The following is a 19,699-nucleotide window of genomic DNA, read 5'->3' on the forward strand; positions in this document are numbered from 1 at the left end:
CGGAAAACCCCCGGGGCGGCCGCGAATCCCATGTTCGGGGGACATCCGGAACCGGTGTACGGCTCGTAGGCTCAGCTTTCATGTTCACCTTGCGGAAGTCCGCGGCCGGCATCGTGGCCGCCGCTGCTCTCGTCGGCCCGCTCGCGCTCGTCACCACCCCGGCGGCCGCCCAGACGATTCCGTCGTGTGACGTACGACCCCGGGGCACCACCTTCCTCACCCAGCCCAAGACCATCGACTTCGATGTTCCCTCGGCGCGGCACTTCACCTTCCGGCTCCCCGAGATCGGCCTGTACGTCTACGACACCTCGGTGGACGGCGACGCCAGCGTGGCTCAGGTCGACCCGAAGAAGCTCGAGAACGCCGACGCCCGCTGGCACCTGGGCACCGTGGAGCGCGAACGCGGCGACGGCACCACCGATACCTGCACCGGTATCTGGCGCCTGCGGCGCGGCACCCGGATCGAGATCACCAGGGTGCAGAAGATCAAGTACGGCCGCAAGGTCACCGGCACGCTGGAGCGGGTGAACTGGGGCAAGACCCCGAAGACCCGCTGGGCGACGTACTCCGACCAGGAGGTCGACATCCAGTTCGTCAACGCCCGGGGCCAGTGGCAGTACGGCGGCCGGGTACCCGTCGAGCACGGCCGGTTCACCTTCACGAAGCAGATCGGTGAACGCACGTGGCGCGCCTATTTCCAGGGCACCGACATCTCCGGGTCCGACTACTCCTCCGAGGTCACCGGCTGAGCTGCTGTGGATCGGGATGGAGGACGCGCATCACGACGGATCGCGACCCTCCGGGTCGGTCGGTGGTGGCCTTCGTGAACCGTGAGGCGCCCACCGCCCGTCATATTCAGTATGACGACCCTTCTGCGCCGGACCGTCGCGGGCCTGGCCGCGTGCGCGGTTCCCCTCGCGATTCTGCTGTCGGCCCAGCCCGCCAGCGCCGCCTCGTGCAAGATCACCCCCAGTAGCACGACCCTCTACCAGCGGTCGAAGAACGTCACCTTCAACGTTCCCTCCGCGCAGTACTGGACCCTCTCGATCGCCGACATCAACCTGTCCGTGTACAAGGTGGACGGCAAGGCCGACCGGATCGCGACCTTCAGCCCGTCGCGGTTCGCCAACGCCGACGCCGGTTCGTACGCGGTCAAGGTGCAGCGCCAGAACGGCACCGCCATCGACAGCTGCTCGGCGTCGTTCCACCTGAAACGCGGCACTGATCTCGCCATCTCGGTGAAGACGGTGTCGTCGTCGCGGAAGGTCACGGGCACCCTGAAGCGGGTGAACTTCGGCGCCGGGGCAACGAAGTGGCAGAAGCTGTCAGGCCAGAAGGTGCGCGTGCAGTACCTCAACGGCAAGGGCTCCTGGGTCACCGCCAGGACCGTGAAAACCAGCAAGAAGGGCGCTTTCTCGGCCACCGTGAAGCTCGGCAAGCACCGCTGGCGGGCCACCTACGCCGGCACCGGCACCACCGGGGCCCGCACCTCGTCCTCAGTTACCCGATGACCGAAAGGTAACGTTCAGGACAGTCCCGCGCCACCGCGCCCGGCGGATGCCAGCTTCCCGATCATGAAGCCGCCCCGCCGGGCTTTTGCCTGCCTGGCAACTGCTTTCGCCGTCGGTAGGAAGCAGCGCGACGTCACTCTCCACACCACCTTCGCCAACAGCGACCTCGACGAGCCACCGGCGCCCACACGTCGAAAGCCGTGACGCGCTGATGCGTTGACCCGGCCGGGTTTCAGGGCACGATGGTCTCGTCCGTCCTGCCCGAGGGGAGACCTGATGCCCGAGACCGACCCGGTGACCCAGCACCCGTGGCTGCACGACCTCGTCACGTCCCTGAGCGCGCCGACCACGGTGCTGAGCGATGCCTCCGGGCAGATCCGCGAGCGCGGGGTGCAGGGCGTGCTGCACTGCGACGTCCGGGTGCTCTCGTCGGCCGTGCTGCTCGTCGACGGGGAGGAACCCACCCCGATCGGTGGGGGCCCGGTCTCGGCCGGTGTGGCCCGGTTCGTGGCGGTGCCCCGGAGGCTCGGGGGTGACGGTCCGGACGCGGTGATGCGGGTCGATCGCACCCGGTCGGTCGGGGCGGGGCGGGTCGAGGAACGGATCGAGCTGAGTTCCGACCGCCCCCGGCCGGTCCCGGCGACGGTGACGCTCGTGGTGGCGCCGGCCCGGCAGCGGGTCGAGACCATCCGGTCGCCCGGGTCCCCGCCACTGGTCGCACCGGACCGGTCGGTGGACGAGTCGCACGTGCGCTGGGGTGCGGACGAGGTGGTGGCCGATCTCGACGCGCCCGGGGCTCGTATCGACGACGACGGCCAGGCGGTGCGGCTGCACTGGACGGTCGAGGTCCCCGTCGGCGGCGCGGTGAGCCTGACCTGGCGGCTGACCCTCGAGGCCCCCACGGCGCCGGTGACCGGCCTCGGCGACCGGAACGTCCCTGCTCTGCACCGGGAACCACAGGCCCAGGCCGACGACCGGCGCCTGGCGGCCCTGATCGGCACCTCCTGGAGCGATCTGCAGGCCCTGCGCATGGCGCCGGCCGACGATCCGGGCGCCGTCTTTCTGGGAGCGGGATCTCCCTGGTATTTCACTCTTTTCGGACGGGACAGCCTGTGGGCCGCGCGCCTGCTGCTGCCCTTCGGCACCGATCTGGCCGAGGGCACCCTGCGGGCGCTGGCGGCCCGGCAGGGCACGACGACCGATCCGGCGACCGACGAGGAGCCGGGCAAGATCCTGCACGAACTGCGCGCGACGGCCACACGGCACGCCCAGGGCGGTGTCGAGGGCGGAATGAGCCTTCCGCCGCTGTACTACGGCACGATCGACGCCACGCTGCTGTGGATCTGCCTGCTGCACGACGCCTGGCGCTGGGGAATGGCCGAAGACACTGTGCGGTCCCTTGTTCCGGCCCTGGAGGCGGCCCTGGGCTGGCTCGGCGACCAGGGGGACGAGTTCGTCCGGTACCCCGGTTCCAGCACGGGCCTGGCCAACCAGGGGTGGAAGGACTCGCCCGACGCGGTCCGCTTCGCCGACGGCACGATCGCCGACGGGCCGGTGGCACTGTGCGAGGTGCAGGGCTACGCGCACGAGGCCGCCGTGCACGGTGCCGACCTGCTCGACCATTTCGGCCGGCCCGGTGGGGTGTCATGGCGGGACCGGGCGCAGCGGCTGGCGACCCGGTTCCGCGAGTCGTTCTGGGTGACCGGCGCCGACGGCGAGCGCTTCCCGGCCCTGGCCCTCGACGGTTCCGGACGCCCCGTCGACGCGCTGACCAGCAACATCGGGCATCTGCTGGGCACCGGTCTGCTCTCGTCGGCGGAGTCCGAGCAGGTCGCGAGGTTACTGAGGGGCCCGGCCCTGTCCAGCGGGTTCGGGCTGCGCACCATGGCCTCCACCGAGGGCGGGTACTGGCCGCTGAGCTATCACTGCGGCTCGGTCTGGGCCCACGACACGGCGATCGCGATTCACGGGCTGCACCGCAGCGGGCTCGGCGCATCGGCGTTCGGCCTGGTCGAAGGGCTGCTGCGGACGGCGGCGGAGTTCGGCTACCGGCTCCCGGAGTTGCACAGCGGTGAGGGCGGGAGCCTGGTGCCCTACCCGGCCGCCTGCCGCCCCCAGGCCTGGTCCGCGGCGGCGATCGGCCCGCTCGTGCAGGTCCTGGCCGGGCTCTCGGCCGACAACGGCACGCTGGAGTGCCTACCGCCCCAGAACTCCCCGTTCGGGGCCCTGCGGGTGAGCGGCCTGCGCTTCGGCCCGGACGAGGCCACGGTGACGGTCGACCGCGAAGGCCGGGGCCGCCTGACCACCCCCACCCAACCCCTTCCGTGATCATGCAAAACCTCCCCCGAGTTCTAGAACTGTGGCGGTGAGAGTTCTAGAACTCGGGGGAGGTTTTGCATGATCACGGCAAAAAATGGGGGGACGCTCTCGCCCTGGCTTCAGTTGATCTTCGGTTGGGCGATCGAGTCTTTCGGTATGCCCGTCGCTGATCGGAGATCCCGTGCTTCGTCGTCTGGCCACGGCCGCACTTGTCATCGCCGGGATCGCCGGGACCCTCGCGAACCCGGCCTCGGCCGGCGCCTCGTCCACCGTTCCGGCTCTTCCGCCCAACGGGCGGGTGGACGTACAGCTCGGGGGTGATTACGCCCCGGTACGGTCGGTGAAGGTGGTCGATCGGGACAGTACCGGCGAGGCGGTGGAGGGTGTCTACTCGATCTGTTACGTCAACGCCTTTCAGACGCAGGACTACCAGAAGGATTTCTGGACGAAGACCCGCGCACGCCGGGCCCTTCTGCTGAAAGACGCGACCGGTGAGCCGTACGAGGACCCGAACTGGCCGGGTGAGTTCATCCTCGACACCCGCACCAGGAACAAGCGGGCGGCGATCGCGAAGATCGAGTACACCTGGATCGATGCCTGCAAGGCCAAGGGTTTTCAGGCCATCGACCCGGACAACCTGGATACCTGGACGCGCTTTCCGCAGCTGGAGCGGGCCGGCAACCTGGCCCTGGCGACCTTGCTGGCGAAGCGAGCGCACGGTCAGGGCATGGCGATCGCCCAGAAGAATGCCGGTGAGCTGAGCCGCAAGACCCGGCTGGCCGTCGGTTTCGACTTCGCCGTGGTGGAGTCGTGCCAGGTCTACGACGAGTGCGGGCTCTACGACCAGGCCTACGGCGACAGCTGGTTCGAGATCGAGTACACCACGAACGGCGCGGGGAACTGGCAGGCGGCCTGCGCCGAACGCGGCGACCGGATCTCGGTCATCTACCGTGACCAGAACATCGTTCCGCGCGGGGAGAGTGCCTACCACTTTCAGGAGTGTTAGGGACAGCTCTCGTCGAGACGGACGGCTTCGAGCCGCACCAGTTTGGTCTTCAGCACGCTCGCCCCGGCCCGGGGTGACTGGTGGCAGACCTTCCAGTCGGAGTCGAGCAGCTGGAAGCGGTGCTGGCTGGTGGCGTCGACCTGGTCGAGCAGGTAGCTTCCTCGTTTCTGCAACTGGTCCTGAGCGTTCTGGAGGTTGCGGCCCACCAGCTGCGGCATGGTGAAGTGCGACTGTGTGATGCCCCTCTTCACCTCGTCGGCGACCTGCTTGACCTTGTTCGCCACGTCGCGGGCCTCGTCGCGGCGCTGCTCCTGCGCGGTGCGGGGATCGTCTTGCCGTTCCCGCTCGCGCTGGTCGGCGAGGTCGCTCTCACTCTGCCGGGTGGCCACGGCCTGCTCGGCGGGTGGGTTCTCGGTCGAGCCGATCGAGCCCACCTGAGCCCCTCCACCCCCGCAGGCGACCAGCAGTGGGCCCAGCAAGAACGTCGACAGCGTGATCCTGATGGCCCTCATCGACATCCACCCTCTCCGGCTCCCCGACGACGCACGGTCAGTGTTCCACGGTAACCCGGGAGGTGGCTCAAGCTTCTGGAGCAATGCGTCGATGCGTCGGGCACGGCGGCAGGAAAGGAACACACGATGCGCCCGTTGCCCCACCTCACGCGAACGTCCAGGCCCGATTCGATGGCCGAGATCGACCGTGTGGCCCACGAGTTCGCAGACAGCCTGAGCACCGAACGGATCCAGGCGGAGATCGTGCGCCGCCTGGAACAGCACTGCACGACCGGTGCGGACGAGACCGGTTTCGAGGCGGTGCACGTGGTCGACACGACCAGTGGACTCCCGGACCAGGCCGAGGTGCAACTCGCGATCCTCCATCCGCGTCACCTGCACGATCCCGCCGATGTGCACGGATCGCTGGCCGACCCGGTCGTCACCTCGGCAGCCGCCGAACAGACGCTCCGGCTCACCTCGACCCGGGGGGCCCAGCCCCGCCGGCACCGCAACGCGGTGATCGCGCTGGCCGCCGATGCCCACCACTACCCGATGCTGGCGGCGGGTGTCCGCGAGTTCCTCGCCTGGTCGCACGTCGTCACCATGGCCCACGCCCTCGGTCTGCCCGACGAGGCCGCTCACGAGGCGCTGGTGTGGAAGGACGCCGCCGAGAACGACATCGGCAATCTGCTGCCGGAGACCTATTTCTGGTTGCTGATCCCGGGCCAGGGGTCGCCGGACGAACCGCTGGCGCTACGGGTGCTGACCGCCGAGGGTGCGAGCGGCACGCTGGCCGAGCGGGCCGCGCTCACCCTGCGCACCGAGGGTGAGCTCGTCACCTCCCGCGACGATCACGCCATCCGCAGCGATCTGGACGGACCGCTCACCTCCCGCTGGCGTACCGGCCACGTGAGTGTGGGCGAGCTGTGGGAGCTCTACACCTCGCTGCCGTACCTGCCCCGCCTGCGCGACCGCTCGGTGCTGGAGTCCGGCCTGGTCTCCGCGATTGCCGACGAACTGGACTGGCAGTACCAGGGTTTCGCCCTGGCCGACGGCTACGACCAGCGCAAGTCGTCCTACCTCGGGCTACGTCTGCCGGGCGACGATCAGCCGCCGGAGGCGATGCGGGAGACGACGCTGGTGGTACGCCCCGACCGCGCCGTGGAGCAGCGGCACAGCGACACCGCCCGCGCGGCCCTGGACCGGCTGCGCACCATCGACCACCTCGACCACGAGGACCCCGTCCCGCCCCTGCCCCGCCTGGCCCAGGGCGAGACCCTCACCCCCGAGGCCCTGATGGCAGCGAGCCGGGGGCTGGACGACGAAGGACGCCCGACCGGGGATCGCGAGCGCTCGGCGGGCTGAGTTCACGAACCCTCACCGATTGAGGACGCCGGTGGGCACCGATGGTGCCCACCGGCGTCCTCAATCTGGTTCTCCCCACCGCAGAAACGCTTGGTTCGCCCGGCATCGGACCGGCAGGGTGGGCGCATGAGGATTCTCGTGCTGGGTGGGACGGAGTTCGTGGGGCGGGCCCTGGTCGACGAGGCGGTGGGGCGTGGGCACGAGGTGACCACGCTGAACCGGGGTACCCGGGCCCCGGAGCAGGCGCAGGTGACCGCCCGGCACGGCGATCGGCGGCAACCCGGCGGGCTCGACGCCCTGACCGGTGAGTGGGACGTCGTGATCGACACCTGGAGCTCGGACTCCTATGTGGTCAGCGACAGCGTCGAGGCCCTGAAAGACCGTGTGGATCGCTATCTTTTTGTTTCCACCCGCTCGGTGTACGAGTTCCCGGCACCGGTCGGCGGAGACGAGTCGGCCCCGCTGGTGGAGGGCGACCCCGAGGCCGGGCGGGACGGTTCCGAAGTGCCCTACGGCGAGGCCAAACGGGGCTCGGAGATGGCTGTGGAAAGGGTTTTCGGCGATCGGTACGTGCATGTGCGGGCCGGGCTGATCCTCGGGCCGTGGGAGAACATCGGCCGGCTGCCCTGGTGGCTGGGGCGGGTGGCCCGGGGAGGGGACGTGCTCGCGCCCGGGCCGGAAGACCTTCCGTTGCAGTACGTGGACGCGCGGGACCTGGCGATCTGGACGGTCAGCGCGGCGGAGAAGGGGCTGTCCGGGCCGTTCGACCTGGTCAGCCCGCCCGGGCACACCACGATGGGTGAGTTCCTGCGTACCTGCGTCGAGGTCACGGCCTCGGACGCCGTGCTGCGCTGGGCCCCGCCGGAGCTGATCGAGCAGGCGGGCATCGAGCCCTGGACCGAGCTGCCGGTGTGGATCCCACCGGGCCCGGACCACGCCGCCCTGCACCTCAGCGACCCGGCCAAGGCCCTGGCCGCCGGCCTGCACAACCGTCCGGTGGCCGAGACGATCGGCGACACCTGGGCCTGGTTGCAGTCCGTCGGGGGACAGGCTCCCCAGCGTCCCGGCCGGCCGCAGCCGGGCCTCGACCCGGAGAAGGAGGCGGAAATCCTGAGGACCCTGAAGTCATAGACCGCGCAACGCGCTCGAAATGTGCAGGTCATGCTTCTCGCCTAACCTCCAATGACGGTGAGACGGACGCGTAAGGCGTTCAGCCGCCCCACCGCCGCGTCGTCCGTCACGGCGGGTTCGAACGGCAGGCGAGGTGGCGACCAGACGTGACCGGTCCCGGTGAATTGACCAGTCTCGGTGTCGAGGAAGAGTTCCACGTGGTGGATCTGCTCTCCCGTGAGCTGGTGGCTCAGGCCCCGAAACTGCTGGAGCATCTGCCCGCGGAGACCTACTCCGACGAGTTGCAGCGTAGCGTCGTGGAGAGCAACACCCCGGTCTGTAACACCCTGGCCGATCTGCGCCAGGCGCTGATCGACACCCGGCGCCAGCTGGTCGAGGTGGCGACCCCGATGGGGCTGGGCGTGGTGGCCGCGGGCACGGTGCCGCTGGTCGACCCGCTCCAGCTGTCGGTGACGCCGAGCCAGCGCTACGAGCGCATGCTCGACGAGTACCAGACCCTGGTGCGCGAGCAGCTGATCTGCGGCGCCCAGGTGCACGTGCAGGTCACCGACCGCGACCTGGCCGTGCAGATCGCGCAGCGGGTCACGCCCCGGTTGCCGGTGCTGCTGGCGCTGTCGGCGTCGTCCCCGTTCTGGATGGGTGAAGACTCCGGCTACGCCAGCAACCGGTCGCTGCTGTGGTCGCGCTGGCCCACCGCCGGGCTGAGCGGTGAGGTCACGACGGCCGCCGAGCACGACCAGCTGATCGCCGACCTGGTCGAGTCCGGCACGATCAGCGACGCCGGGATGATCTACTTCGACGTGCGGCCCTCGTCGCACCTGCCCACCCTCGAACTGCGCCTCACCGACGCCTGCCCCGACCTCGACACCGTGGTGCTGCTGGCCGGGCTGTTCCGGGCGATGGTGCGCCAGGAGGCCGCCGCGATCACCGCGGGCGAGCCGAGCCGGCGCTGGCCCTCCCCCCTGCTGCGCAGCGCCATCTGGCGGGCCGCCCGGTCCGGGCTGGAGGGTGACCTGCTCGACCTGCCGCGTTCGTCGCGGCCGGTGCCGGCCACCCAGGCCGTGCAGGCGCTGCTGGAAGACCTGCGTCCGCAGCTGGAAGACGCCGGCGACTGGACCCTGATCAGCGAGCTGACCGAACGGGCCCTGGTGCGTGGCAGCTCGGCGGCCGAGCAGCGGGCGATCTACGAACGCCGCGAGCGCTTCGCCGACGTGGTCGACATGCTGGTGCGCCGCACCGACCCGGACCAGGCCGCACCGACCGTGCCGGGCGAGGCCGGGCACCCGGCGGCCCTGCCCCTGTACCAGCTCGAAGGGGACGAGGCGCTCGGCCAGAACGGCCCGACGGCGCCCTACTCCGACCTGTTCGCCGTGCTGGAAGATCTCGGCCCGGCCGGGATGCGGCAGCGTGAGCGGCGGCGGGACGAGGAGCAGCGTTCGCACGGGGTGACGTTCGGCGTGCCGGGCCGGGCCAGTGCCCGGCTGTTCCCGGTCGACCTGGTGCCCCGCGTGGTGCCGGCCGACGAATGGTCCGCGCTCGGTATCGGGCTGCGGCAGCGGGCGGCCGCCCTCGACGCGTTCCTGCACGACGTCTACGGCGATCGCGCCATCGTCAAGGACGGCGTGGTGCCGAGCTGGGTGATCGACTCCGCTCCCGGTCTGCGCGGCACCGGGGCCCTGGTGCACCGGCAGAAGGTGCGCGCCCACATCAGCGGCATGGACCTGGTGAAAGACGCGCACACCGGCGAGTGGTTCCTGCTGGAAGACAACCTGCGGGTGCCGTCCGGCCTGGGCTACTCGGTGCAGAACCGGCGGCTGACCGACGCGGTGATGGGTGATCTGCCCCGGCCCGCGGGCATGCTCGACCCGAACCGGGTGCCGGCCCTGCTGCGCGAGACGCTGGAGGCCGCGGCCCTGCCCAGCGCCCCCGACAGCCCGCAGGTGGTGCTGCTGAGCGAGGGCCCGGAGGGTTCGGCCTGGTTCGAGCACCGCATGCTGGCCAACGAGATGGGCGTGCCGGTCGCCGTGATCGGCGACCTGCTGATCGAGAACGACACCGTCTACCTGCTGCGCGAAGGCGGCCGCAAGCGGGTGGACGTGCTCTACCTGCGGGTGGACGAGGAGGCCCTGCTGCACTCGGCGGGCGCCGACGGCCGTCCGCTCGGCCCGTCGCTGCTCTCCGCGGTCGGCGCGGCCCGGGTGGTGCTGGCCAACGCCCCCGGCAACGGGGTGGGCGACGACAAGGCCATCTACACCTTCGTGCCGCAGATGATCGAGTACTACCTCTCCGAGAAGCCGCTGCTGAACAGCGTGCCGACCTATCTGTGCGGCATCCCCGACCAGGCCGAGCAGGTGCTGAGCCGCCTGCCGGAGCTGGTGCTCAAGCCGGTGGACGGGTACGGCGGCGAGGGGGTGCTGATCGGCCCGATGGCGAGCGAGCAGGAGATCGAGGCGCATCGCAAGCAGCTGCTCACCGCGCCGCACCGGTGGATCGCCCAGGAGATGGTGCAGCTCTCGAGCATGCCCTGCTTCACCGACGACGGCTTCACGGCCCACCACGTGGACCTGCGGGCCTTCGTGCTGAACTCGGGCGCCCCGGAGCTCGTGGTCGCGCCGACCGCGCTGAGCCGGGTGGCCCCGGCGGGCAGCATGGTGGTGAACAGCTCACGCGGTGGCGGTTCCAAGGACACCTGGCTGCTGACCTGACCCTCCCGGGTTGCGGACCACCCCGTCACCCGTGTCAACTCAGAACGGCATTCGGTGACGTGGTCCGGGAGGTTCGTGCATGTGTGGCTTGGGTGGCGAGTTCCGGCTGGACGGCGCCCGAGGAGATCGGGACGCGGTGGCGAGGATGTCACCGTGCCTGGAGCGCCGCGGGCCGGACTCGAAGGGCACCTGGTCACACGGGCCGGTCACGTTCCTGCACCATCGGCTGAAGATCATCGACCTCTCCGAGGCCGGGTCACAGCCGATGGTGAACGAGGAGCTGCGGCTGGCCCTGGTGTTCAACGGCTGCATCTACAACCACCACGAGCTGCGGCGCGAGCTCCAGGGGCACGGCTACCGGTTCCGTTCCACCTCCGACACCGAGGTGATCCTGGCGGCCTACCACCACTGGGGCACAGCCTGTGTGGACCGTTTCCTGGGCATGTTCGCGTTCGTCATCCACGAGCTCGACAGTGGCCGGCTGGTGATGGCCCGCGACCGGCTGGGCATCAAGCCGCTCTACCTGAGCGAGACCCCGCAGCGCATCCGGTTCGCGTCGACCCTTCCCGCCCTGCTGGCGGCCGGAGACGTGGACACGGGCATCGACGCGGTGGCCCTGCACCACTACCTCTCGTGGCACTCAGTGGTGCCCGCCCCGCGGACGATGCTGACCGGCGTCCGCAAATTGCCGCCCGCCACCGTGCGCGTGATCGAGCCGAACGGCTCGTCGACCGAATCGGTCTACTGGAATCCCCCTGCCACCCGGGAACTCCGGCTCGCCCCCGACGAATGGCGGGAGAGGACCCGGGCCGCCCTGGACGTGGCCGTGCGCCGGCGCATGGTGTCCGACGTGCCGGTGGGCGTGCTGCTGTCCGGCGGGCTGGACTCCAGCCTGATCGTGTCGCTGCTGGCGAGGGCCGGGCAGAGTGGACTGGCCACGTTCAGCATCGGTTTCAACTCGGTGGCCGGTGAGAGCGGTGACGAGTTCGAATACTCCGACCTGATGGCCAGGGAGTTCGGCACCGACCACCACAAGATCATGATCGCGGACGACCGGCTGGCCGGCGGGCTGGACGGGGCGATCGGGGCGATGAGCGAGCCGATGGTCAGCCACGACTGCGTGGCCTTCTACCTGCTCTCCGAAGAGGTCTCCCGGAGCATCACGGTGGTGCAGTCGGGCCAGGGGGCGGACGAGGTGTTCGCCGGGTACGACTGGTACCCGCCGCTGGCGGGCGTCCCCCGTTCGAAGGCCGTTGAAGCTTATGCCGATGTGTTCTTCGACCGCCCCGGCCATCTCGTGGCCGGCCTGCTGAACCCGCAGTGGCACGTGGACGGCGACCCCAGCCTGTCGTACGTGCGCGATCACTTCGCCGCGCCGGGAGCCGAGACCACGCTGGACGCCGCGCTGCGCATCGACAGCCGCGTGATGCTGGTCGACGACCCGGTGAAACGCGTCGACAACATGACCATGGCCTGGGGCCTGGAGGCCCGCGTGCCGTTCCTCGACCACGAGCTGGTCGAGCTCGCCGCCCTCTGCCCGCCGGAACTGAAACTCGCCCACGGCGGCAAGGGGGTCTTGAAAGAAGCCGCGCGAGGAGTTGTCCCGGATGCCGTGATCGACCGTACGAAGGGCTATTTCCCGGTGCCCGGGGTGCGGCACCTGGACGGCCAGATCCTCGATCGGGTGCGCGACGCGCTGCTGTCCAGGACAGCGACCGACCGGGCCCTGTACCGTCCGGAGGTCGTGAGCACTCTGCTGGCCGACCCCAACACGGCACGTACCACGATCGGTGCCAACGTCGTCTGGCAGCTCGGCCTGCTCGAGCTCTGGCTGCAGCGGATCGGTCTGTGAACCCGCAGCCGACCGAGGATCAGTCGTCCGAACTGGTACCCGAAGACGTCTACGGCAGCTGGTCGCCCACTCCCGACCCGGACGGGACGCGGATCGCGTTCATCTCCGACCGGGGTGGCGCCCCGGCGATCTGGATCAAGGACTCGCAGACCGGGCGGGCCGTCAATCCCGGCATCAGCCTGGACCGGGTGCTCTCGATCAGCTGGTCGCCCGATGCGGTCTGGCTGGCCTGCCTGGTGGCGGGGGCGGGCAGTTCGCGGGACGAGGTCTGGGTGGTGCGGCCCGACGGCTCGGGCCTGCGGTTGATCTCGGGCGGACCGGGTGCGACGGCGTGGCTGGGTGCGGGGTCGCGGCACGGGTGGACGCCCGACGGACGTCTCATGGTCACCGAGTCACTCGGTGGGGTCGCCTCCGCCGTGCTCGTCTCACCCCTGGCCGGTGAGCGCACCGTGATCGCCTCCGGGCCGCTGATCTCGCTGCTCGACGTGGCCGGGGGCCGGGCGCTGCTGCGCCGCGGGCCGCGCAGCTACCGCACGCTGGCCGTGTGCGACCTGGACGGCTCGGACGAGCGCCCGGTGGACACCTCGGTCACCGGTGAGCGCGGCGGTTTCGCCGATCAGGGCTGCCTCTCGCCCGACGGCCGGTACCTGTACGCCCGCAGCGAGGCCGATCACGACCTGGCGGCGCTGGTCCGGGTGGATCTGCGGGATGGTGCGGCCGGGCTCCTGGCCCGGCGGGAGGACGCCGAGCTTCAGCGGGTCACGCTCGCACCCGACGGCACCACGGCCGTGCTGCTGTGGAACGAGTTCGGCGGCACCAACGCGGTCAGCCTGCTCGACCTGGGATCCCGGCACGAGGACGAGATCGGGCCGCTGCCCCGCGACGTGGTGGACGACTGCCAGCTCTTCGCGGGCGGCAAGTCGCTGATGCTCACGGCCGAGGACTGGTCCGACCCGCGTGGGGCCTGGACCATCGACCTGGCCACCGGCGCCACGCTGCCCCTGACCAGCCGGGCCGACGGGGAGCTGCGCGGTTCCCGGGGATCCAGCTACGCCACGGTGGACACCGCCGACCTGTCCCGGCCGGTGCTGCGGCGGTTCCCCGCCCGGGACGGGCTGGGTCTCAGCGGCTGGCTGTACCGGCCCGATTCCTCCGGCCCCTGGCCGACGATGGTGCACCTGCACGGTGGCCCGGAGTCGCAGGAACGCCCGGTCTACAACTCGCTCTTCCAGTCGCTGGTCTCCGAGGGCATCGCGGTCTTCGCACCGAACGTGCGGGGGTCGTCGGGATACGGGCGGACGTTCGAGACGGCCGACGACGTCGGGCGGCGGCTCGGGTCGATCGAGGACGTCGCGGCGGCCGTGGATCACCTGGTCACCTCGGGAGTTTCAGTCCCCGGGCGGATCGGGCTGATGGGCCGGTCGTACGGCGGGTACCTCACGCTGGCCGGCCTGACCTGGTTCCCCGACCTGTTCAGCGTCGGTATCGACGTCTGCGGCATGGCCGACCTGGAGACCTTCTACGAGCACACCGAACCGTGGATCGCCACGGCCGCGGTCTCGAAGTACGGCGACCCGGCCACGGACAGCACCGTGCTGCGGGAGTTCTCACCGATCCACCGGATCGGGCGGCTCACGGCACCGCTTCTCGTGGTGCACGGCGCGGACGACACCAACGTGCCGGTGGAGGAGGCCGGGCAGGTGGTCTCGGCCCTGGCCGAACAGGGCGTGCCGCACCGGTTCCTGAAGTTCCCGGGAGAGGGGCACGACCTGCTCGACACCAAGAACCGGGTGACGTTCGTGCGCACCGCCGTGGACTGGGCCTGCGAGCACCTGCGCGTCACCCGCTCAGCTCTGTAGGTTCTCCTTCGCCCAGAGCGCGGCACTGGTCCGGTCCTGCACCCCGATGCGGCGGAACACGTTGCCCAGGTGCACTTTGACCGTGCGCTCGCTGATTCCGAGGGCCCGGCCGATCTGCTTGTTGGCCATGCCCTTGGCCACCAGGCGCAGCACGTCGGTCTCCCGCGGCGACAGCGGGGGCGGCGGGCCGACCGTGCCCTCGGTCAGCAGGGTGCGGGCCACCCGGGGGTCGATCGGTGAGCCCTGCTTCGCCGCGGCGAGTACCCCGGACACCACGTCTTGTGGGTCGGAATCCTTGAGCAGGTAACCGATCGCGCCGGCGGCGAGCGCATCGCGCACCCGGTTGCGGTCGGAGAACGAGGTCAGCACCAGCACCTGGATCTCCGGGCGCAGCGCCAGGAGTTTGCGGGTCGCGGTCACACCGTCCATCCCCGGCATCGACAGGTCCATGAGCACCACATCGGGGTCGGCGTTCTGGGCGAGCTCGACGGCCTGCTCCCCGTCGGAGGCCTCACCCACCACGGTGATCTGCGGGTGGGCGTCGAGCAGCGCGCTCAGCCCGGCCCGCACCAGGGCGTGGTCGTCGACGAGCAGAACACGAACCTTTAGGACGTCGTCGGTCACCGCGAGATCTCCAGTCGCCAATGGGTTCCGGCACCCGGAGCGGTGCGCACGAGCAGCTCGGCCCCGCCCGCGGAGGCCTGGTCGGCGATCAGCCGAACCCCGAAGTGCCCCTCCTGCGGTCGCTTCATCACCGTGTCGAGATCGAACCCGACCCCGTCGTCCATCATGTCCAGTACCGTTCTTCCCTGGTGATCGTCCAGCGTGACCCGTACGCTCTCCGCGTCCGCATGTTTCATGGTGTTGCGCAAGCATTCCTGAGCCACCCGGAACACCAGCTCCTCCTTCTCGGGAGGTAGTTGCAGCTCGTCCGGCACCTCGACCTCGACCGCCACGCTCTGGGCCCGCAAGGGTGCGGTGAGGTCGGTGAGTGCCGACCGCAGCCCGGCGTTGCGCAGGCTCGGTGGGTAGATGTCGACCAGCAGCGAGCGAAGGCCACCGATGCTCGAACGCACCGAGCCCGCGGCCAGATCGAGCTGGGCCGCCGTTGTGTCGTCGTGCGCGGCCCGAGCCCGGTCGGCCGCTCCCGCCACCAGGAACGCGCTGCCCACCAGCTCCTGGACAGCACCGTCGTGCAGCGTGGCGGCGATGCGGCGGCGCTCGTCGTCCGAGGCCTGCACGGCCCGGGCCAGGTAGGCCTCGCGATCACGTTGCGAACGCCGCACCCGGGCCACCAGGGCCCAGGTCAGCGGGGCCTGGGCGACCAGCATGAGCAGCAGGCTGGTGAGCGTGATGCCGCCGAAACCCCGGGTCAGATCACCGGTCCGGGCCGTCACGGCGTCGTAGGCGGAGTAGGTCTCGAACAGCAGGGTCTGGCCGTCGGCGGCCCAGACCGGGCGGTAGACCTCGAGCAGCTTGCGGTTGTTGCTGCGCTCGAACTGGTTCTCCGGGGCGCTGAGGTCGCTGATCTCGGCCTTGGTGACCCGGTCGTCCAGCGCCTGCGTCTCCTCGTCGTCGAGCGCGAAGCGCATGCCGATCAGCTGGGGCTCGTCGGCGTAGACGATCGTGCCATCGGGCTTCCAGAGCTTGACCCGTACGATCGTGTCGCTGAGCAGTCGCTCGCGCACCGTGGTGTCGAGCCGGGCGATCGCCGCCTGCCGGGTCGCGGTGTCGGTGGAGAACAGGTCGCCGGTGATCGCGGGCTGCATCACCGACTCGCCCAGCACATCGGTGATGGCCAGGGCGTCGTTCACCGCCTCCCGCCCGGCCGCGCGGCGGGCCGTGACGGCACTGGCCGCCGCGACCCCGACAAACACCAGCAGGGCCAGCACGACCACCCCTCCGACCAGCCGGCCCCAGTGAAGTGGCTGCTCGGAGGGGCGGCCCGGGCCGGCGCCGGTGACGCTGACCCAGGGGCCGGGTTCCGCCGCGGAACCCCCGGTCGGCGGCCCCGAACTCACCCGGCCCTCAGAAGCTGAACCCCCACCGGCCGGCTCGGTGCCCCGGCCGGGCTCGGCATCGGTCATGCCCGCATCGTCACTCCTGGCTCAACATCCTCACTCGGCGGGATCGTGTGCATTCCTTGCGCCCTGACCGCAAGGAATGCACACGATCCGGTCCGTCACTGGCAAGCCCCTTGCCCCGCATCGGCGACCCGGCCGCTCGGGTGCCCGTGCGTCCCTCATTTCTCAGGCACCCGTTCGTGATCATGCGAAGTTTTCCTGGGGAACCTCGCATGATCACGAACGAAGGGGGGCCATCGCACATTCGTGGTCACCACATCAGTCGTCGCTGCCGTGACCACCGTGACGGCCACCCTTGTCGTCCCCGCCTTTGTCGTCGCTACCTTTGTCGTCGCTGCCCCGGCCGCGGTGCTGGTGACCGCCGCCGTCGTCGCTGCTGTGACGCTTGTGCGTGATGCTGTGCTTGCCGTGGTCGTCACCGGCGTCGTGGGTGGAACTCGCCGAGCTGGTGGCCCGGTGGGTGCTGGTGGCCGAACGGGTGCTGGAGCTGACCGTGCGCCGGTTGTCGTCGGCGCCGTGACCACCGTGGCGACGGCCGTGGTCGTCCTCCGTGGCCGAGGGGCTGGAGGTGGCGGTGGTGCGCGGTGTCGAGCTCTCCACCAGCTGCACGTTGCTGGAGTCCACCGGGCGCTGGGCGCTCAGCGAGGGGTTGGCGGCGAGCCCGAGCGCGGCCGGGATGATCGCCGCCGCCGCAGCGCCACTGATGATCAGCATCTTCTTCATGTCGTCCTCCTGGGTGGCCATTCTTTCCGCTTGGTACCCATTGACGGGGAGGAAGAGTTCCGGTTGCTATGCGACGGAGGTACTAGGACCAGCCTGACCTGCGCTTTTACCCCATAGTCTTCTGACCGTCGATGGTCTCGCGGATGATGTCGGCATGCCCGGCGTGCTGGGCCGTCTCACCGATCAGGTGCAGCAGCACCCTGCGCGCCGACCAGGAGGCACCGGGCGCGAACCAGGGAGCCTCGGGCAGCGGATGGGAGAGGTCGAGGTCGGGCAGACCACGCACCACCTCCTCGGTGTGTGCGGCGACCTTCTCGTAGTGGGCCAGCGTGCTCTCCAGGGTCTCCCCCTCGAGCAACTTCCAGCCGTTCTCCCAGAAGGTGGGATCGGTCTGCCAGTTCTCGGGCAGTGCCATCCGGGACGGGCCCTCGACGATGAAGTCCACCCACTTCTCCTCCATCTCGCTGACGTGCTTCACCAGTCCGGCCAGGGTGAGTTCACTGGCGGTGTGCCGGGCCGTGACCTGCTCGTGCGAAAGGTTCCGCACCGTGTGCCGGAAGAACTGCCGGCGCTCGGCCAGGGTCTCCAGCAGCTCGGTCGTCTCCTGCCCCGTGCCATTCCCGGTGATCTCGGTGATCGACATCTCAGCCTCCGTCGGATCGCGTGACGGACCCCCACCGGCGTCCGCGGCAGCACCGTAAGAGGTCATCCGGTCGGATTCCTTCCGCTTAGGACCCGCAACGCCGAGAGTTTCCCGGGATTTATTACCCGGGGCATGCCGTGACTCACAGTCAGTAGTAGTGGAGTCTTTGGGCCTCGGTCTGGAGTAATCTGTGTCTCGTCGACGGCATAACCGCCTCAACTGTCACGTTGTGGTATGGATGCGGAGCACGGTGAAGTGCCCGCATCTACCACGAAGGGCACTACGTTCAGGATCGCTGTTTCCCATGTTTGAGAACGCCAGCACCGCTGCGCTTGCGCAGTTCATCCCTGTTACCCCGGGCACCGTCCTGGAGCGGGGCCGGTTCGAGCTCAAAGTCACGATTCCGTCCAGCCGGTTCACCCGCAGCACCCAGGTCGACGTCAGCGGCAGCGCCACCGTCGCCTCGATCGAGCGACACCTCAGCGACCGCTACGGCGAGTGCGTCGAGGTCGTTAACGCTCGCTGCATCCTGCACAACTAGGACACGTTCGTCCTCGGCCGGCCACGGGTTCTCCCGAGGCCGGCCTCACACATGTCCGGGTGCCCTCGCACCTTGCGGTCGGCGAACCAGAACGGGCTGTTCCCGCTGTGAGCGAAGCCATTCATGTGGCCCGTTGGCTCAAATAAGGGCTATCCAGGCCTTATCAATCTCCCGAACACCTGCCGCAAACGCCTTGGCTGCAGCAAGCTAGGACTGATCGCCGGGAACGGAACGGTGACCGGGGATGCGCTGGGCAGGACGCCCGAGTATCCACATCGGGATCCTTCCTGAGGCGAGAGGCCTGTTTACGTCCGGTCAGTAACACAGACGGGGCACAGCTCGATATAGAGCATAGTGCACCTCAGGTATCGAATCGGACGCCGGTGGGCACACCCCTGACCGACCGGTCAGGACGTACGGGGTCAGCAGATCCGGCAGACGAGAGCGAGCCATGAGGTACGTCGGTAGACACCGGGCACCACGCCCCCTGTTGCTACGCCGCCCGATTGTCGGTGGCGTCGCGGCAGCCGTTGTCATTGCCGTGCCGTCCTGGGCCGTCACTGGTGGCCCGCTGCACCAGCCCACCGGCCCGGCCCGCGACTCGGCGACCAGCATCGCCGACGGCACCCAGTTGCCCGCGGCGGCCGACGGCGACCCCACAGCCGACGCACTCGACGCCGAGGACGTGCCGACGACCACTGCCACCGGCGCCCCGTCGGGCGCGGCGACCGGGGACACGCCGGCCGAAGTGGTGGTCACCACGACCACGGACGCCCAGGGCAACCGTGTGGTGACAACTACCACGCGCCCGGCCGTGAACAACGGCAGCACGGCGAACTCGGGCACGACGACCAAACCGTCGACGACCAAGCCCTCGACCACGAGGTCGACGTCCAAGCCCTCGACCACGAAGTCGACGAGCAAGACGTCGACCACGACCGAGTCACCCACCAAATCGCCGACCAAGTCACCCACGAAGTCGCCGACCAAGTCGCCCACGAAGTCGCCCACCACCAGCTCGACCCCGTCGACATCGACGAGCGAGCCGACCCCGCCGGAAGAAGAACCCAGCACCTCGGCGGCAGACACACCCGAGTCGGATTCCAGCGAGGGTACGACGAAGGCAGCCTCGGCCAGCGCCAGTTCGATCATCGCGACTCTCAGCGATCCAGCTAACGTGCCGACGATCTTCTGACGCCAGCACACCAGACACTCATAAGGCTCCGGAGAGCTACTAGAGGCCGCTAGTGACACCACTTAGTGCCACAGGATGGCCTCTAGCACTTTCGGGCGCCAGAGCCGTACCTGACAGCCGGGAAGAACACCCGCACCGATCCGGACAATGACATCCGGACAGCACGAGACGGTCTACGACCGGGCCACCCGCGTGCAAAAAAAACTCAATGCGGGTAGGTGTTTTCCACTAGTGACGCCCGAGAAGCCGAAAACCGCCGAGGCCACAGTGG

Annotated in this window: 16 protein-coding genes; 11 read left to right on the top strand and 5 right to left on the bottom strand. The window is 69.6% G+C overall.

Annotation, left to right across the window (positions count from 1 at the left end; translation table 11 throughout):
• Window positions 1-80: 80 nt before the first annotated feature.
• The 4 genes from LR393_RS09745 (at window position 81) to LR393_RS09760 (ending at window position 4,836) form a co-directional block, all read left to right on the top strand.
• Entirely contained in the window at window positions 81-749 is a 669-nt protein-coding gene (locus LR393_RS09745; RefSeq protein ID WP_231483254.1) for a hypothetical protein, read from the top strand.
• A gap of 111 nt (window positions 750-860) precedes the next feature.
• Window positions 861-1,511 carry a hypothetical protein gene (locus LR393_RS09750; protein ID WP_231483255.1) on the top strand — a complete coding sequence of 217 codons (651 nt, stop codon included), beginning with the start codon at window positions 861-863 and terminating at the stop codon, window positions 1,509-1,511.
• A gap of 276 nt (window positions 1,512-1,787) precedes the next feature.
• Window positions 1,788-3,839 carry a glycogen debranching N-terminal domain-containing protein gene (locus LR393_RS09755; RefSeq protein WP_231483256.1) on the top strand — a complete coding sequence of 684 codons (2,052 nt, stop codon included), beginning with the start codon at window positions 1,788-1,790 and terminating at the stop codon, window positions 3,837-3,839.
• 172 nt (window positions 3,840-4,011) lie between these two features.
• The gene (locus tag LR393_RS09760; protein ID WP_231483257.1) at window positions 4,012-4,836 is read left to right on the top strand and encodes an endo alpha-1,4 polygalactosaminidase; all 825 of its coding nucleotides are present in this window, start codon (window positions 4,012-4,014) and stop codon (window positions 4,834-4,836) included.
• Here LR393_RS09760 and LR393_RS09765 read toward each other — a convergent pair.
• Entirely contained in the window at window positions 4,833-5,348 is a 516-nt protein-coding gene (locus LR393_RS09765; RefSeq protein WP_231483258.1) for a PASTA domain-containing protein, read from the bottom strand. The genes LR393_RS09760 and LR393_RS09765 overlap by 4 nt on opposite strands.
• Window positions 5,349-5,519: 171 nt before the next feature.
• Here LR393_RS09765 and LR393_RS09770 point away from each other — a divergent pair, with 171 nt between their 5' ends.
• The 5 genes from LR393_RS09770 (at window position 5,520) to LR393_RS36285 (ending at window position 14,242) form a co-directional block, all read left to right on the top strand.
• Window positions 5,520-6,695 carry a hypothetical protein gene (locus LR393_RS09770; protein ID WP_231483259.1) on the top strand — a complete coding sequence of 392 codons (1,176 nt, stop codon included), beginning with the start codon at window positions 5,520-5,522 and terminating at the stop codon, window positions 6,693-6,695.
• 126 nt (window positions 6,696-6,821) lie between these two features.
• Window positions 6,822-7,826, top strand: coding sequence for an NAD-dependent epimerase/dehydratase family protein (locus LR393_RS09775; RefSeq protein ID WP_231483260.1), 1,005 nt, complete (start codon window positions 6,822-6,824; stop codon window positions 7,824-7,826).
• A gap of 146 nt (window positions 7,827-7,972) precedes the next feature.
• Window positions 7,973-10,531: a carboxylate--amine ligase/circularly permuted type 2 ATP-grasp protein gene (locus LR393_RS09780; RefSeq protein WP_231483261.1), complete on the top strand. Its 2,559-nt coding sequence runs from the start codon at window positions 7,973-7,975 to the stop codon at window positions 10,529-10,531.
• A 79-nt stretch (window positions 10,532-10,610) separates the two neighbouring features.
• Window positions 10,611-12,383 (top strand): N-acetylglutaminylglutamine amidotransferase, encoded by a 1,773-nt coding sequence (locus tag LR393_RS09785; RefSeq protein WP_231483262.1) that lies wholly within the window; start codon window positions 10,611-10,613, stop codon window positions 12,381-12,383.
• Window positions 12,380-14,242 carry a prolyl oligopeptidase family serine peptidase gene (locus LR393_RS36285; RefSeq protein WP_231483263.1) on the top strand — a complete coding sequence of 621 codons (1,863 nt, stop codon included), beginning with the start codon at window positions 12,380-12,382 and terminating at the stop codon, window positions 14,240-14,242. The genes LR393_RS09785 and LR393_RS36285 overlap by 4 nt, the downstream gene beginning before the upstream one ends.
• Here LR393_RS36285 and LR393_RS09795 read toward each other — a convergent pair.
• The 4 genes from LR393_RS09795 to LR393_RS09810 all read right to left on the bottom strand — a co-directional run bounded on the left by LR393_RS09795 (window position 14,231) and on the right by LR393_RS09810 (window position 17,692).
• Window positions 14,231-14,866, bottom strand: coding sequence for a response regulator (locus tag LR393_RS09795; protein ID WP_231483264.1), 636 nt, complete (start codon window positions 14,864-14,866; stop codon window positions 14,231-14,233). The two genes, LR393_RS36285 and LR393_RS09795, sit on opposite strands and share 12 nt — an antisense overlap.
• Window positions 14,863-16,329: a sensor histidine kinase gene (locus LR393_RS09800; RefSeq protein ID WP_231483265.1), complete on the bottom strand. Its 1,467-nt coding sequence runs from the start codon at window positions 16,327-16,329 to the stop codon at window positions 14,863-14,865. Before LR393_RS09800 ends, LR393_RS09795 begins: the two co-directional genes overlap by 4 nt.
• Window positions 16,330-16,584: 255 nt before the next feature.
• Complete coding sequence (locus tag LR393_RS09805) at window positions 16,585-17,049, bottom strand: hypothetical protein (RefSeq protein WP_231483266.1); 465 nt, start codon at window positions 17,047-17,049, stop codon at window positions 16,585-16,587.
• Window positions 17,050-17,155: 106 nt separating this feature from the next.
• Entirely contained in the window at window positions 17,156-17,692 is a 537-nt protein-coding gene (locus LR393_RS09810; RefSeq protein WP_231483267.1) for a DinB family protein, read from the bottom strand.
• Between the two features lie 304 nt (window positions 17,693-17,996).
• On the opposite strand from LR393_RS09810, the gene LR393_RS09815 reads away from it, so the two are divergent.
• Both LR393_RS09815 and LR393_RS09820 read left to right on the top strand, forming a co-directional pair.
• Window positions 17,997-18,233 (top strand): hypothetical protein, encoded by a 237-nt coding sequence (locus LR393_RS09815; RefSeq protein WP_231483268.1) that lies wholly within the window; start codon window positions 17,997-17,999, stop codon window positions 18,231-18,233.
• A 451-nt stretch (window positions 18,234-18,684) separates the two neighbouring features.
• Complete coding sequence (locus LR393_RS09820; protein WP_231483269.1) at window positions 18,685-19,428, top strand: hypothetical protein; 744 nt, start codon at window positions 18,685-18,687, stop codon at window positions 19,426-19,428.
• Window positions 19,429-19,699: the final 271 nt, after the last annotated feature.

This window comes from Kineosporia mesophila, from assembly GCF_021129235.1.
Classification (GTDB): domain Bacteria; phylum Actinomycetota; class Actinomycetes; order Actinomycetales; family Kineosporiaceae; genus Kineosporia; species Kineosporia mesophila.

Coding starts and splice junctions, on each gene's coding strand:
- LR393_RS09775 (WP_231483260.1), top strand. CDS start 6,822: ATGAGGATTCTCGTGCTGGGTGGGACGGAGTTCGTGGGGCGGGCCCTG.
- LR393_RS09750 (WP_231483255.1), top strand. CDS start 861: ATGACGACCCTTCTGCGCCGGACCGTCGCGGGCCTGGCCGCGTGCGCG.
- LR393_RS09770 (WP_231483259.1), top strand. CDS start 5,520: ATGGCCGAGATCGACCGTGTGGCCCACGAGTTCGCAGACAGCCTGAGC.
- LR393_RS09785 (WP_231483262.1), top strand. CDS start 10,611: ATGTGTGGCTTGGGTGGCGAGTTCCGGCTGGACGGCGCCCGAGGAGAT.
- LR393_RS09765 (WP_231483258.1), bottom strand. CDS start 5,348: ATGAGGGCCATCAGGATCACGCTGTCGACGTTCTTGCTGGGCCCACTG.
- LR393_RS09815 (WP_231483268.1), top strand. CDS start 17,997: ATGTTTGAGAACGCCAGCACCGCTGCGCTTGCGCAGTTCATCCCTGTT.
- LR393_RS09745 (WP_231483254.1), top strand. CDS start 81: ATGTTCACCTTGCGGAAGTCCGCGGCCGGCATCGTGGCCGCCGCTGCT.
- LR393_RS09800 (WP_231483265.1), bottom strand. CDS start 16,329: ATGACCGATGCCGAGCCCGGCCGGGGCACCGAGCCGGCCGGTGGGGGT.
- LR393_RS09755 (WP_231483256.1), top strand. CDS start 1,788: ATGCCCGAGACCGACCCGGTGACCCAGCACCCGTGGCTGCACGACCTC.
- LR393_RS09810 (WP_231483267.1), bottom strand. CDS start 17,692: ATGTCGATCACCGAGATCACCGGGAATGGCACGGGGCAGGAGACGACC.
- LR393_RS09805 (WP_231483266.1), bottom strand. CDS start 17,049: ATGAAGAAGATGCTGATCATCAGTGGCGCTGCGGCGGCGGCGATCATC.
- LR393_RS09820 (WP_231483269.1), top strand. CDS start 18,685: ATGAGGTACGTCGGTAGACACCGGGCACCACGCCCCCTGTTGCTACGC.